Here is a 14,580-nt window from a genome sequence, read left to right as displayed (position 1 = left end):
TCGCCGCTGTTGCAGGCTCGTTCATCGCCGGGCGCGACAAATTCAATCAATCGATTGAATTAAATCCGTATCGGTGTATGTATGTGGCAACGACACAGGGACAGCGACATGGTTGCCGCGAAAGCAAAAATACCGACCAGGGACGCGAAGGAGCGGTTGCTCGACGCCGCCATATGCGTGTTTGCGCGCTATGGCTTCGAGGCGGCCTCGACCCGAATGCTGGTCCGGGAAGCGGGCGTCAACATCTCCGCCATCCCGTATTATTTCGGCGGCAAGGATGGCCTCTATGAGGCAGTGATCCGCCAGATAATTTCCATCGGTCTTAGCGAACTCGGGCCACAGGCGGAGAAGCTGCGCACCGCACTTGCCCGTGATGATCTAAGCGAAGCCGAAGCACGGCAACTGCTGCATGCGTTCATCACCGCCATCGCCGGTTTTCTGCTCAGCGGTCGTGCAACCCTGCATATGGCCCAGATCATTATCCGTGAGCAGATGCAGCCCTCACCGGTGTTCAACATCCTGTACGAAAACATGATGCAGCCGATGCACCATACCGTGACCCGGCTGATAGCCTTTCTGCTCGGGGTCGATGCCACTACCCAAGACGCCATTCTCTGCACCCACACGGTTCTCGGCCAGTTGCTGATCTTCAAGACCCATAAGGAGTTCGTGCTGCGCAGCTCCGGCTGGACCGGTTACGGCGAGGAAGAAACCGCCGCCATCGTCAGCCGGATCATCCGCAATACCGACGCCATTATCGCCGCCCATAAGGGATACCAGTCATGAAACCGTATTTCCTGCTCGCCCTCGCCATTCTGCTGGTGGCCTGTGAACCGGCTGATGATGGCATTCACGGCTATGTTGAAGGCGAGTTCGTCATGGTTGCCCCCACCAGCGCCGGCATCCTCGAAACCCTCTCGGTCGAGCGGGGCGAGGATGTCGACGCCGGTGCCCCGCTGTTCTCCCTCGACCTCACCGACCTGACCGCCCAACGGGACCGGGCCGCCGCCGATCTCTGGCGCGCGCAGGCCGAGCTTGAAGACCTGACCAAGGGCGAGCGGCCGGAGGAAATCGACGTGCTGCTGCAACAGCGTGAACAGGCCCGTGCCACCCTGATCAATGCCGAGAAGGAATATGACCGCATCCTGCCCTTGAGCAAGACCGGCGCTGTCACCATCGCCCGCCGGGATGACGCACGGGCAGCACGCGATACCGCCAGAGCGCGGGTTGATGAGGTCGAGGCCCAGCTGCGGCTCGCCAATCTCGGGGCCCGGGTCGATCGGATCGAGGCGGCACGCGCCGCCGTCAAGAGTGCCGAGAACCTGCTGGCACAGGCTGAAAAGCGGCTGAACGAGGCCGCTCCTGTCGCCACCGCCGACAGCACGGTTGAGGATACCTTCTTCCGCGCCGGGGAGTTCATCGCCGCCGGGCAGCCGGTGGTCAGCCTGCTGCCACCGGAGAACATCAAGATCCGGTTCTATGTTCCACAGGCCATCGTCCCGCAGATCAAGCATGGCCAGCCGATCAGCATCAGCTGTGACGGCTGTTCCGGCACCATCGCGGGCAAGGTCAGCTATATCGCGCCGCAATCGGAATACACGCCACCCGTGATCTTCAGCGTGGAATCCCGCGAGAAGCTGGTGTTCCTGATCGAGGCAACACCCGATGCCTATCACAGCGAATTGCGCCCCGGCCTGCCGGTCGATATCGAACTGGGGCAGCCTTCATGAGCGATGCGCCACTCGCCATCGATGTCCGGGGCCTGACCAAGAAGTTCGGCGACAAAACCGTCGTCGACAATTTCGACGTGCAGGTGCCCAAGGGCCAGATTTACGGCTTTCTCGGCCCCAATGGCAGTGGCAAAACCACGACCCTGCGCATGATCTGCGGCTTGCTGGTCCCGGATGAAGGTGAAGGCACCGCCCTTGGCCTCGACATTCACACGCAATCGCTGGAGATCAAGAAACGGGTCGGCTACATGACCCAGAAATTCAGCTACTGGGAAGACCTCAGCATCCGCGAGAACCTGACCTTTGTGGCCCAGCTCTATGGCCTCGACCGGGTTCGTGAGCGGGTGGATCAGGCGCTGGAGCATCTCAACCTGAAGGACCGGGCGAAGCAGTTGGCCGGGCAGCTTTCCGGCGGCTGGAAACAGCGCCTCGCACTTGCTGCCTGTATCCTGCACGAGCCGGAACTGCTGCTGCTCGACGAGCCAACCGCCGGGGTCGATCCGAAAGCCCGGCGCGAGTTCTGGGACGAAATCCACCAGCTTGCCGCCAAGGGCCTGACCGTCCTCGTCAGCACGCATTACATGGACGAGGCCGAGCGCTGCCATGCCATCATCTATATGAGCTATGGCCGCCTCGTCACCCAGGGCAGGATCGAGGATGTGATCGCCGGCGCCGGATTGACCACATGGGTCGTGCGCGGGCCGAAACTCATGGAACTGGCCCATGAACTTGAGCAGCAATCCGCCGTCACCACCGTCGCCCCGTTCGGTGGCAGCCTGCATATCAGCGGCACCGACAGGGACGCTCTGGAAGCCGCCCTCAAGCCCTATTTCGACAAACCGAACTATGACTGGCAGGAGGAACAGCCGACCTTTGAGGATGTCTTCATCCGCTATATGGCCGATGCAAAGGACAACTTCAAAACCGAGGAGCCGGTGGCATGAGGCTGTTTTCGCTCCGTCGTGCCCGCGCCGTGCTGGCCAAGGAATTCATCCAGCTGCTGCGGGATACTGTCACCCTGCGTATGATCATCATGGTGCCGATCATGCAGATGCTGCTGTTCGGCTATGCCCTCAATACCGACCCGAAACACCTGCCGACCGCAGTACTTTCACAGGACAACAGCGCCATGTCGCGGGCGATTGTCGCCGGGCTGAAAAACACCGAATATTTCTCGATTGATCACGACATTCAATCAGACACAGAGGGCCGCGAAATGCTGCGTCGGGGCGATGTGCTGTTTGTCATCAGCATCCCGGCCCATTTCCAGCGCGATGTAATCCGGGGCGAGAACCCGCATATCCTGATCGAGGCCGATGCGAGTGACCCGGTTGCCGCCTCGGGTGCGCTCAGTGCCGCCAACGGCATGCTGACCCGCATCTATCAGCTGGAATTGCGCGGGCCGCTCGCCCATCTGCGCACCCAGCCTCCCGCTTTCAGCCTGCGCACCCAGCGGCTCTATAACCCGGAGGGCTTCACGCGCTACAACATCGTGCCGGGATTGATTGCCGTAGTGCTGACCATGACCGGGATCATGATGACCGCCCTGTCGATGACGCGGGAGCGCGAACGCGGCACCATGGAGAACCTGCTCGCGATGCCGGTCTCACCGATCGAGGTCATGGTCGGCAAGATCACGCCCTATGTGATTATCGGCTTTTTCCAGTCGGCCATGATCGTGCTGGTCGCACGATTGTTGTTCGATGTGCCGGTGGTCGGCAGCCTTGGCCTGCTGGCGCTGGCAACGCTGATCTTCATCACCTGCAATATGGCCATCGGCTTTACCCTGTCAGCCGCCGCACGTAACCAGACCCAGGCATTGCAGATGTCGATCATGGTGCTGCTGCCCTCGATCCTGCTCTCCGGCTTCCTGTTTCCATTCCGCGGGATGCCGCTCTGGGCGCAGGTAATCGGCAATGTCTTTCCCGCCACCCATTACATCAATATCTCGCGCGGCATCCTGCTCAAGGGCAGTGACCTGATGGAAATCTGGCCGCATCTCTGGCCGATGATTGTTTTCATGGTGATCATCACACTAATCGCCATGAAGCGCTACCGCCGGACATTGGACTGACGGAAGTTCAACAGGATTGAACTGAGATCAGAATGTATAGCTCACGCCCAATACCGCCTTGAGCGAGGCTTCATCCTCGACCAGCGGGCTGTCGGCGGCATCACCGATCAGTTGGGTGACACCGATCAGGCCAATGGCGTTGATGCTGTCGGTAATCCGGTAGCGCGCCGTGATGCTGGCCTCGACATCCCGGAAACCGCCGGATGGCTCATAAAAAGCCAGACCGGATGCCGCTGCTTCCGATGCGTTGATACCGAAATAGCCGTCCATATATTTGCCATTGGCCCAGCTGGTACCGATGCCCGGTGACAGGACCAGACGGTCGGTGACATGGATCGGATAACCGATACCCGCCTCGATCAGTAGGCCACGATCGGTTTCGGTCACCGCCTGGGTTGCCGTCAGCTTGCCCTCAAAACCGTAGAGTTCCGTTGAGACAAACAGGCTGACACCAAGCGAACCGTCCACTTCCTCGATCCCGGTCGGCACGTCATCATCATCATAGCCCCCCATCCAGTTCAGCGCGGCACCAGCGGTGAATTGCGGGCTCTCATAGGCGGTGAAGCCGATACCGTCGCCGGTATTGGCGAAGAAATGCCCGTATTTCACATCAACCAGCGGAACGGGCGAAAACTCGTATTCATCGGAACCGAGAAACTCCGGCCCATAGGCAACACCGGCACCGAGTGTCCAGTAGTCATCATCCCCGGCCTGTGCCGGAGATGCAGCAGAGATCATAGCAAGTGCAGCTGCAGCACAGGCTCCGGCGGCGAAACGCTTCCCGTATCTGGAAGTCCTTGTCATAGTTGGTACCCTTCGGAATAAGGTGCGTTGATGAATCTTACGCCCTTGTAAGTGCAGCACGCTCAGGGAGTCAAAATGCATTAATGCATCTTAATGGGATAACAATAATGAAAACACGTCGCCGCGGGGCCGAGCTTGAGGAAGCACTGCTGGAAGCAGCCTGGCAGGAGTTGGAGGAACGGGGGTATGCCGGGCTGACCATGGAAAATGTCGCCACACGGGCAGGCACCAGCCGCCCCGTCATCGCCCGTCGATGGCGCAGCAAGGCCGAGCTGACCATTGCCACCCTGCGTCATCAGATCCAGAAGCGGCAGATTGTCATTGCTGATCAGGGTGATTTGCGCACCGAACTGCTCGACTATCTGGCGCAGGCATCAAAACGCATCACTGAAATCACGGCCCTATTCAGCCTGTTCTCCAGTGAGTTTTTCAGCGAAACCTCAACCACGCCGCAGGATTTGCGCAATGCAATGGTCGGTAATCGGCCAACCATTGCAGGTCCGATTCTGGAGCGCGCAGTTGCGCGTGGCGAGATAGATGCCGGCAAGCTCAAGCCACCATTTATTGACCTTCTGGCCAATTTGTTCCGCGGATATGCCGTAATGAATTTCGCCCCACCACCACCCGGCCTGCAGGAAAGCTGGGTCGATGACATCTTCCTGCCGCTTGTAAGATCGAAAACGATCTAGGCAAACTCGACAGGTGCGCCATCGGCTGTCAGTTCAAGGTCATTCGTATCGGAAAAGGTCAGGGCAATGTGCGAATTGCTGCGGCTATCCCCAAACAGATAGCTGTATTTCGCTATAATGGCATCCACGGCAGCCTTTGAGGTGGCGGCGGACACTTCCTCCAGATATGGCGTCAGCTTCTGCAATTCTACGTAATGGCTGGCAATGCCATTAAGACTGCTGAGTTCGTGCGCAATGCCGGGATTTTCCGCCAATGCCTGCATCAACTCATCGGTGTATGGATAATCTGCCGGCAACTGAATTTCTCCGCTATCACCATAGGTAATTTCTGCAGGGGCTTCGTGAATATCGTATGCGGCGAGCATTTCCTTGAACCGTGCGGAAACATGCTCCTGAAGCGCTTGCACATTCGCCCCTGACGGTAAAATCAGGTTATGGGCCCCCAACTCTATATCGAGCGGTCCCGGCTCTGGCCGATCATTTGAAAAATATGCATCGAGATCAATGCTCTGGCCATTCGCAACCGTAATAAAACCACTTGGTGGCTCGGTGCCTGCAGCCACTTCCTGCCTCCCCGAGCCTTCCTGCAGCTTCAGAAATGTCGAATATGCCTGATCCGAAACCTTGTTCGGGTTCTGTGTCGCGTTACCGTCGATAACATCATTTGTCTGACCAATATCCCCGGAGGCATAGGCAGCCACCGACTGGAGATTTCCAATATGGTCGGCTCGCGTACGGGTAAGGGGCAAAAGCTGGCTTGCATCGCTGTGTACAGCATTCACCATGATCCTGGTGCTCCATTCAGTCATTCAAGGCTGTGAACAACGAAGCAAGCTGCATGCCAGATGAGCCAAATCGGCCATATCATCCGACCAAGCGCAACGACCAACTGCCCCATATGAAAAGCGTCAAAAGCTCACGGGATAACAGCAATATATGGGGAAATTCGAGAATGGCTGGGGTGGTAGGATTCGAACCTACGCATGGCGATACCAAAAACCGCTGCCTTACCGCTTGGCTACACCCCAGCATGGATTGCGGTGCCGAATGGGCTGCCTCAATCCGAGAGCGGTTATTTAACGCCTAATAGCTCCGGTATCAACCACTCTGATAAAGATTTTTTATCAGATCGCATCGGGCCGGTTTTAGGACTCCCTAACCGTCACATGATAAGATTGTAGTCAGAAGCCGGATGCGTATCGCCCGCCCGTTTAAAAAAGTTAAACAATCGACCGCAAACGCGCAGCAACCAAGGCAACTGACAAGAGCCGCGATGACAGAAACATCGCCGGAATAACGGAAACAAGCCACTTACAAACCAGTATCCGATGACTGACAACATGACCGATGACACATTGTTGCTCGAAGATGAAACCGAAACGGCGGATGCGAATCCTACCGATCGGCAGCCCCGGAAACCCGTTGCGCGCGACGAATCGACCGATACGGAAAGTGCCTTTGACCGCCTGATGCGCTCACTGCGCGCCGACCTCGAACACGAAGATGTGGATGAAACCGACAATCTGCTGATCGAGTGGGATGACGTCGACGATCCGTTCCACGACATCAATGACGATGACATTGAGGCAAGCCTGTCCAATCTGAACCTCGCCATTGATATGGATGACCGGACCCTCAAACAGGCGCCGCCATTCAGCAATCTGCATGATGAGGTACAGGACACAATCCTGCGCAACCGCGCCGAACAGGGTGAGGCGCTGAGCCTCAATCCACTCGGTATCGAGAAGCCCGACCATCACCTGAACCAGATCGGCCATATGCTGCAATCGGGTCAGGTCCAGATCCGCCGTACCGCAATCGGCGCCCTGCCCCTGATCCTGCCGGAACCGGCTGGCACCTCGGCAGGCCTGAGCAATCTCTATGACGCCGCCGCCTTGTCGACACCGCGCGGCAAGCTGCAGACCAAGCCATCGGCACAGGCAATCTCGAAAGCGCTGCTCGAAGAACAGCCACCAATCGCCCTGCCCGATATTGAGGTTATTGCCGAGCCCGAGATCGAAGCGGAGATCGAGGCTGTCGCAGAGGTAGAAGAAGCAGAAGCTGAAACCCCTGTTGTCATCGAGGCTGAGGTCGAGCCGGTAGAAGCCGCCATAACTGATGAGACCGAGGTTGAGGAAGATACTGCCGAAGCAGCCGAGACAGCCGAACAGGCACAACAACCATCATGGATGATCCCGCCTGCGGATATGGCAGAGCAGGTGCAAGCGGAACCTGTCGAAGAGCCGGTCAAAGATATTGCAGAAGAGGCAGTACGGGAAGAAGTCGAGAGCGCCGATGAAGCGGTTGCCAAGCCTCCTTTTGCACCGAAGCTCAACCTGAAACCGGCAGTTGATCCGGTGGAGGCCCTGCAGCCATCCGCCAAGGAACTGCGCCGACAGGAAAAGCAGAAGGCCAAAGAACTCGCCAGAGAACAGGCCGAGCGCCGCAAGGAAGAAAAGCAGGCCGAGAAGCTCGCCGCCCTGCAGGCGAAAGCCGAAGCCAAACAGGCAAAGGCCGATGCCGTTGCCCGGGTCAGAGCGGCAAAGGCAGCCAATGCCAATAACCGTTCAGCTACCGCCGCCACTCCGGCCCAGAAGTCGAGCAAAGCTGGCCCGATTGCCGTCGCCGCCTGTCTGACCCTGATGGTTGGTGCCGGTGTTACCCTGATCGTATTCAACGAGCATCCCCATGTGCGTAAGCTGGCCGAGCAACTGAACGCCCTGCGCCCGGCACCGAAACCCGCGAGCACCGCACCGGATTCAAGTGCGGCACAGATACCGAACCTGAATATGGCAACCACCGCGCCGACACCGGATGCGGTTGTGGCGACGGAACCGCCACCAATGGATGCCGAGGAACTGGCCGCCCTCGCCGAGCAACCACCAGCCATCCCGGCTGCACCGGCTGTTGCCGCAGCACCGCCCCCCCCTACGGCACCAGCGCCTGTAGCTGAAACGCCAACTGAAACGGCAGAAGAAGAACCACCGGTCCCGGCAGAAGAAACACAGGTAGCCGCCATCCCGACGGTCAATGCCGCCGAGGCACCAGCTGCAACCGAAGCCAAGCCGCAGCGCCTGACCGCACCGGCACCGATCCCGTTGCCAGCCGAGCTTGAAGCGTTGCGTGAATCCGCCGTTGCCGGTAACCGTCAGGCCCAGCATGACCTCGGCGCCCACTTTGCCGCTGGTCGTCTGGTCACTCAGGACTTCGCCCGCGCCGCCTATTGGTTCCAGGAAGCAGCCATTCGCGGCGTTGCCAACGCCCAGTACAATTTCGGCGTTCTGCTGCAACAGGGTCTCGGCGTCGATCCGAACCCGGAACTGGCGGTTCAGTGGTATCGGCGCGCCGCCGAGAACGGCCATGTGGAAGCGCAGTATAATATGGGTGTTGCCTATGCTGATGGCATCGGCACCCAGCGCGATATTGCACAGGCCGTGCGCTGGTTCGAGCAATCGGCCGCCGCCGGGATCGCCCGCGCTGCCTTCAACCTTGGTGTGATGTATGAGGTCGGCATGCTTGGCAGCCGGGACATTGATGCAGCCCGCCAATGGTACCGTCAGGCCGCCACCAGTGGCGATCAGGACGCAACCAAGGCACTTGACCGCCTGAACAGCCAGAGCAACTGATAGGCCTCAGAAGCCGGTTCCGCGCAGGGTTGTCGGCACTACCCACCAGTCGGGCTGTGCCGCGGCAATCCGGCTGGCTGCCGCCACCGCTGACGCCTGATCGGCAAACAGTCCGAAACAGGTGCTGCCACTGCCCGACATGCGCGAGAGCAAGGCACCATCCTCGATGCCGATGCGGGCGAGCACATCACTGACAACCGGCGTCAGTTTGCGGGTCGCAGCGGTCAGTCCGTTGGCGGTCTCAGCCACCAGCCATTCGGCCATATCAGTCGGGGTGGCAAAGCCCTCCTCCGGCAATTCCACCGGATCATCATAGGCACCCTGCGCAAGTTCAGCCCGGGTTTTGAAGACAATCGGGGTCGGTTGTGCAATGCCGGGATTGACCAGCACGGCTGGCAGATCCGGCAGCATCGGCGGGACGGTCAGCACCTCACCGATACCGAACATCACCCGTGGTTCGGACTTGATGCAAACCGGCAGATCAGCCCCAAGCCCCGCCGCCAGCGCCATCACGTCACGGCTTGCTGGATCAAGTGACCAGAGCGGACATAAGAGCCGGATCACGGCACCGGCATCGGCAGAACCGCCACCGATACCACCACCCAGCGGCAGGTTCTTGACCAGACGGATCACCAGATCGTCACGGGGCTTGCCTGCGAGGTCAGAGAGCGCCGTAACGGCCCGGATAATCAGATTATCCTGAACCGGAAATGCCTTCAGCGCCTCGGCATAGGGACCATCAATATAGAGGCCCGGCTGGTTCCCATGGGTCTGGTCCCCATGGGTGTCCGCAACCGTCAGTGCCAGTTCATCCCCGACATCAGCGAACATGGCGAGGCTGTCGACCATGTGATAACCGTCATCCCGGCGTCCGGTGATGTGCAGGTAGAGATTTACCTTGGCCGGGGCCAGCGTTGCCGAGAGGGCCGACAGCGGGGCCGATGGCGGTGCGGCAGCCATGGAAAGATCAGCCGTCCGAGGCTATGGCAGCACTTGCCGCCTTGTCATCACTCGGCGGTTCCACCGTTGATTCCGCAGGTGGCAAACCGTTTTCCAGCTTGTGCCGGGCGGCCTCGGTCACGGCATCATCATCGCCAAGATCAATCGCGCGCTGCCACTGGAAGCGTGCCTCAATCCGCCGACCGACCCGCCAGAGCGCATCACCCAGATGGTCATTGATCGTCTGGTCACCCGGTGACAGGGCCACTGCCCGCTCCAGTATCGGGGTTGCCTCCTCGAACCGGCCGAGGCGATAGAGCACCCAGCCCAGACTGTCGACGATAAAGCCGTCATTGGGGCGCAGAATAACCGCCTCACGGATCATGTTTTCGGCCTGCTGCAGATGCAGCCCCTGATCAGCCCAGCTATAGCCGAGATAGTTCAGCACGAAAGGCTGGCTTGGCTGCAGTTCGAGAGCACGTTTCAGATCGGCCTCGGCCTCCGCCCATTGGCCGGAACGCTCATGGGCAATGCCGCGGGTATAGAAGAGTACCCAGTTGTTCGGCTCGATACGCGGCAAGAGGTCAATCGCGCGGTCATAGGCGCTGATCGCCTGATAGAACTGCTCTTCCTGACGATAGAGGTCACCGAGACGGCTGTAGAGCGCATATTCATTCGGATATATCCGTGCCGCCTGACGCACCACACTCAGCGCATCGTCATGGCGGTCAGCATCCTCATACATCCGTGACAGGCGGATTCTGGCAGCCAGCGCGATATTGCTGTCGTCGATGATCTTGTCATAAACCGCTTCGGCAGCGGCATATTGCTTGCGCTGGGACAGAAGATCGGCGAGCAGGAGTTGCGCCAGGGAGAAGTCCTGATCGGCATAATTGGCGATCTGCGCCAGCACCAGCGTCAGTTCCAGCCCGAGATCAACCTGCAGCACGCTGGCAAAATCGAACAGCATGGCGCCGATACCGTCACTGAAATTTTCAACGCCGCCGTCGGGTTCACCGCCATCGGCAAGATTGCGGATACCGGACGCCAGCAGGGTTGAGCCATCACGGCCATTATACCGGCTGTAGACTTCAAGCGCCGCTTCGGTCTCGCCCTGCCGCGCCAGAAATGCGCCATAGGCCTGACCGGCCCGCAGGGTTGAGGACAGGGTCATCGCTTCGAGATAGGCGGCACGGGCCGCCTCGATATCACCGGCATATTCGAGAATATAGGCGCTGTGGAGCGCGATCAGCGGCTCGAAACCGCCGAAACTCTGAAACTTCTCCAACTCGGTCAGCGCTGCTTCCGTCTCGCCACGAGCTGCCAGTTCCCACGTCCGGAAGCCCGGCTTCAGAACCGTTTGCAGACCGTCATCACTGAGACGATCCAGCAATGCGTCAAACCGGTCAAAATCATTATTACGGGCCGCCTCAGCCATCAGCAGCACGAGAGCCAGATCCAGCGGCTCATCATGCGCGGCAATCTCCCTTGCCTGCTCCAGTGCCGTTTCATAATTGCCGGAGCCGATATTCAACAGATAGGCACGGCGCAACAACTGGCCATTATCCTCGTCACGCTCCAGCGCATCATTCATGAAGACGGCAGCAACACCCCAGTCACCGGCCCCCTGCGCCAGATGTCCGGCCAGATAGTCACCGGCAGCGGTCCGGCGCACCGGTGCGCCCTCGAATTCCGCACGCGGTCCGATGGTATCGCCGACATTCAGCGTATTGCCCGGCTGCTGGTTGGCGCAGGCGGTAAGCGTGGCGAGCATGAACAGACCGGACAGAACGGAAGCACCGGCAGAACGGACAACACCCATCCGCCGCTTCTGACGACAGTTATCGATAAGGTAATGGAACAAAGCTAAATCCGCAGAAATCGGCTGGCCGGAATGGGAAACCACCCACAGCCTGATCAACCGGGTTACTAGAACACAAGCCAAAGGTTGCAGCAACTGGCGGCACCCTGACCGGCAGGTTTTTACATCATCGCGTAGTTCGGGCCACCGCCTCCTTCCGGCACAACCCAGTTGATATTCTGGGTCGGATCCTTGATGTCGCAGGTCTTGCAGTGAACACAGTTCTGCGCGTTGATGCGGAATGTCGGTTCGCCGTTTTCCTCAACCACCTCATAGACGGCAGCCGGGCAGTAACGCTGGGCCGGTTCGTCATATAGCGGCAGATTGTGGGCAATCGGCACCGACGGGTCCTTGAGCTTCAGATGCGCGGGCTGGTTCTCCTCGTGATTGGTATCAGAGATAAAAACTGATGACAGCCGATCAAAGGTCAAGACCCCGTCCGGCTTCGGATAGTCTATCTTCTTGCTGACAGATGCCTCGCGCAATTGTTTGTGATCGGCATGATTTTTCAGCGTCCATGGCGCACGACCACGCAGAATGATCGTATCGAGCGCCGAATAGAAGAAGGCTGCGATAAAACCCCAGTGGAAGCTCGGCTTGATATTGCGGACCTTATACAGCTCATCCCACAGCCAGCTTTGCTTCAGCGCCTCGGGATAGGCCGTACATTCGTCACGCCCCTTGTTAGCGGCCAGATGCTCAAACAGCGCATCGCCCGCCACCATGCCCGATTTCATGGCGGTATGGTTGCCCTTGATCTTGGGCACATTAAGGAAACCGGCACTGTCACCGACCAGCACGCCGCCGGGCATGGTCAGCTTCGGAATTGATTGATAGCCGCCAGCGGACAGGGCGCGGGCACCGTATGAGACGCGACGCGCGCCCTCGAACAGCGGCGCGATGGCCGGATGGGTCTTGAACCGCTGCATCTCCTCGAAGGGTGAGAGATAGGGGTTCTTGTAATCGAGGCCGACCACAAACCCGACCGACACCAGATTGTCCTTGAAGTGATAGAGCCATGACCCGCCATAGGTCTCGTTATCCATCGGCCAACCAGTTGTGTGCAAAATGGTGCCGGGGCTATGCTTGGCTGGATCAATTTCCCAGATTTCCTTGATCCCGAGAGAATAGGTCTGGGGGTCACAATCCTTGCGCAGGTCAAACTTCTCGAACAGTGTCTTGGTCAGGGAGCCGCGGCAGCCTTCGGAAAATACCGTCTGCTTGGCATGCAGTTCGACACCGGGGGTATAGTTGGCGGTCTGCTCGCCATCCTTGCCGATCCCCATATCGCCGGTGGCCACGCCCATCACCCGGCCTTCGTCATCATAAAGCACTTCGGCAGCGGCAAAGCCGGGATAGATTTCAACGCCGATGGCTTCCGCCTGCTCGGCCAGCCAACGGCCCAGTTCGCCGAGGCTGATGACATAATTGCCCTTATTGTGCATCTGCGGCGGGGTCGGCAGACGGAACGCTTTGGTTTTGGTGAGGAACAGGAACTTGTCGCTCTTCGCCTCAACGGTCAGTGGTGCCCCCTTCTCTTTCCAGTCCGGGATCAGTTCATTGAGCGCACGCGGTTCAAAAACCGCACCCGACAGCAGATGGGCACCGACCTCCGAGCCCTTCTCGATGACACAGACCGACAGCTCGCTGCCCGCCTCATTCGCGCGCTGCTTCAGGCGGATGGCGGTTGACAGACCGGCAGGCCCGGCACCGACAATCACCACATCAAATTCCATGCTTTCGCGTTCCATCGGCTTCCTCGTCCCAATCTTCCGGCACCTTGAGCAGTCGGTGCCTTGTATTCGTTTTCTCGCTGCTTGTATTCAGCCGCGACGCTGACTACGGTAGGCGTTCTATTTCAACCATATAGTTTCTGATCGGCTTTCGGCCATGACGCAAGACAGTGCGGTCAATTCCGGCAAAAAAGCAGGCAGCAGCAGCGATTTGACCGCAGCTGAGGCACTGGCGGCACTCGACTGGTACCAATCGGTCGGGGTCGATGTGCTGGTCGCCGACACGCCGATCGCCTGGACCGAACACCGCCCGCCGAAACCGGCCACCCAAAACCAGCCGACCGCCGCCAGACCTCAAGCAGGAGCACAGGCCGGAGCCGCTGGCACCGGCCCGCTCGGTACCGCCGAGGCGGTGATCGAGGCACAGAAACTGGCCGCCACCGCCGACAGCCTCGAGGCATTGAAAGCCGTGCTGGAAAAATTCGATGGGCTGAGCATCGCTAAGACCGCACGTAACATGGTCTTTGCCGACGGCAATCCGGAGGCGCCGCTGATGATCATCGGTGAAGCACCGGGCCGGGAGGAGGATGAGAGCGGCCTGCCCTTTGTCGGTGTCAGCGGCAAGCTGCTCGACAAGATACTCGCCGCCATCGGTCGCGACCGGACCAGCACCTATATCAGCAACATCGTCAACTGGCGGCCACCGGGCAATCGCAAGCCGTCACAGGGCGAGATCGATGTCTGCCTGCCCTTCATCGCCCGGCATATTGCGCTGGCCAAACCGGAAGTGATCGTCCTGCTCGGTGATGTCGCGGGCAAGGCACTGTTGCCGGTTACCCAGGGCATCACCCGCTATCGTGGGCAGTGGCATGACTACCAACCGGCACCGGAAAGTGACTCCATTCCGGCCATGGCCAGCTTCCACCCCAGCTTTTTGCTCCGCACCCCGGCCAAAAAACGTGAAAGCTGGCAGGATTTTTTATCTGTGAAGGCGCGTCTTTCCAGTGCCACAGACAGCTAATCATCTGATAAAAAACAATTATTTTAAAACTATCTAAAACTTGCATATCAGTTGGCCAAAATTTGTCATAAACGCGCGCTTGCTGCCTACTTCGGCACAAGGT

General features: G+C 59.1%; 12 protein-coding genes and 1 tRNA gene. 7 read left to right on the top strand and 6 right to left on the bottom strand.

The window, feature by feature from the left end; all coding sequences use genetic code 11:
- Positions 1-81 precede the first annotated feature (81 nt).
- Genes CBB62_12935 through CBB62_12920 form a run of 4 tightly spaced genes read left to right on the top strand, consistent with a single transcriptional unit; the run spans position 82 to position 3,804 of the window.
- The gene (locus CBB62_12935) at positions 82-786 is read left to right on the top strand and encodes a hypothetical protein (protein OUT39301.1); all 705 of its coding nucleotides are present in this window, start codon (positions 82-84) and stop codon (positions 784-786) included.
- Complete coding sequence (locus CBB62_12930; protein ID OUT39300.1) at positions 783-1,730, top strand: hypothetical protein; 948 nt, start codon at positions 783-785, stop codon at positions 1,728-1,730. The genes CBB62_12935 and CBB62_12930 overlap by 4 nt, the downstream gene beginning before the upstream one ends.
- Positions 1,727-2,674 carry a multidrug ABC transporter ATP-binding protein gene (locus CBB62_12925; protein ID OUT39299.1) on the top strand — a complete coding sequence of 316 codons (948 nt, stop codon included), beginning with the start codon at positions 1,727-1,729 and terminating at the stop codon, positions 2,672-2,674. Before CBB62_12930 ends, CBB62_12925 begins: the two co-directional genes overlap by 4 nt.
- On the top strand, positions 2,671-3,804 hold the full coding sequence (locus CBB62_12920; GenBank protein OUT39298.1) for a mannose-1-phosphate guanyltransferase: 1,134 nt from the start codon (positions 2,671-2,673) through the stop codon (positions 3,802-3,804). Before CBB62_12925 ends, CBB62_12920 begins: the two co-directional genes overlap by 4 nt.
- Before the next feature lie 27 nt (positions 3,805-3,831).
- On the opposite strand, the gene CBB62_12915 is transcribed toward CBB62_12920, so the two are convergent.
- Positions 3,832-4,542: an MltA-interacting MipA family protein gene (locus CBB62_12915; GenBank protein ID OUT39297.1), complete on the bottom strand. Its 711-nt coding sequence runs from the start codon at positions 4,540-4,542 to the stop codon at positions 3,832-3,834.
- A gap of 170 nt (positions 4,543-4,712) precedes the next feature.
- Here CBB62_12915 and CBB62_12910 point away from each other — a divergent pair, with 170 nt between their 5' ends.
- Positions 4,713-5,297: a TetR family transcriptional regulator gene (locus tag CBB62_12910; GenBank protein ID OUT39805.1), complete on the top strand. Its 585-nt coding sequence runs from the start codon at positions 4,713-4,715 to the stop codon at positions 5,295-5,297.
- On the opposite strand, the gene CBB62_12905 is transcribed toward CBB62_12910, so the two are convergent.
- Complete coding sequence (locus CBB62_12905; GenBank protein ID OUT39296.1) at positions 5,294-6,106, bottom strand: hypothetical protein; 813 nt, start codon at positions 6,104-6,106, stop codon at positions 5,294-5,296. The two genes, CBB62_12910 and CBB62_12905, sit on opposite strands and share 4 nt — an antisense overlap.
- A 144-nt stretch (positions 6,107-6,250) precedes the next feature.
- A tRNA-Gln gene (locus CBB62_12900) sits at positions 6,251-6,325 on the bottom strand.
- Positions 6,326-6,625: 300 nt separating this feature from the next.
- On the opposite strand from CBB62_12900, the gene CBB62_12895 reads away from it, so the two are divergent.
- On the top strand, positions 6,626-8,923 hold the full coding sequence (locus tag CBB62_12895) for a hypothetical protein (GenBank protein OUT39295.1): 2,298 nt from the start codon (positions 6,626-6,628) through the stop codon (positions 8,921-8,923).
- A gap of 6 nt (positions 8,924-8,929) precedes the next feature.
- Here CBB62_12895 and CBB62_12890 read toward each other — a convergent pair whose 3' ends face one another.
- The 3 genes from CBB62_12890 to CBB62_12880 all read right to left on the bottom strand — a co-directional run bounded on the left by CBB62_12890 (position 8,930) and on the right by CBB62_12880 (position 13,474).
- Entirely contained in the window at positions 8,930-9,883 is a 954-nt protein-coding gene (locus tag CBB62_12890) for a 4-(cytidine 5'-diphospho)-2-C-methyl-D-erythritol kinase (protein ID OUT39294.1), read from the bottom strand.
- Between the two features lie 7 nt (positions 9,884-9,890).
- A complete protein-coding gene (locus tag CBB62_12885) occupies positions 9,891-11,684 on the bottom strand; it encodes a hypothetical protein (protein ID OUT39293.1) in 1,794 nt (597 codons plus the stop codon).
- Positions 11,685-11,845: 161 nt separating this feature from the next.
- Positions 11,846-13,474 (bottom strand): electron transfer flavoprotein-ubiquinone oxidoreductase, encoded by a 1,629-nt coding sequence (locus CBB62_12880; GenBank protein ID OUT39292.1) that lies wholly within the window; start codon positions 13,472-13,474, stop codon positions 11,846-11,848.
- A gap of 139 nt (positions 13,475-13,613) precedes the next feature.
- Between CBB62_12880 and CBB62_12875 the strand changes: the two genes are divergently transcribed.
- The gene (locus CBB62_12875; protein ID OUT39291.1) at positions 13,614-14,477 is read left to right on the top strand and encodes a hypothetical protein; all 864 of its coding nucleotides are present in this window, start codon (positions 13,614-13,616) and stop codon (positions 14,475-14,477) included.
- Positions 14,478-14,580: the final 103 nt, after the last annotated feature.

The sequence above is a fragment of the Micavibrio sp. TMED2 genome, from assembly GCA_002168225.1.
Taxonomy (GTDB): domain Bacteria; phylum Pseudomonadota; class Alphaproteobacteria; order TMED2; family TMED2; genus TMED2.
This window is presented reverse-complemented; position numbering and strand designations above follow the sequence as displayed.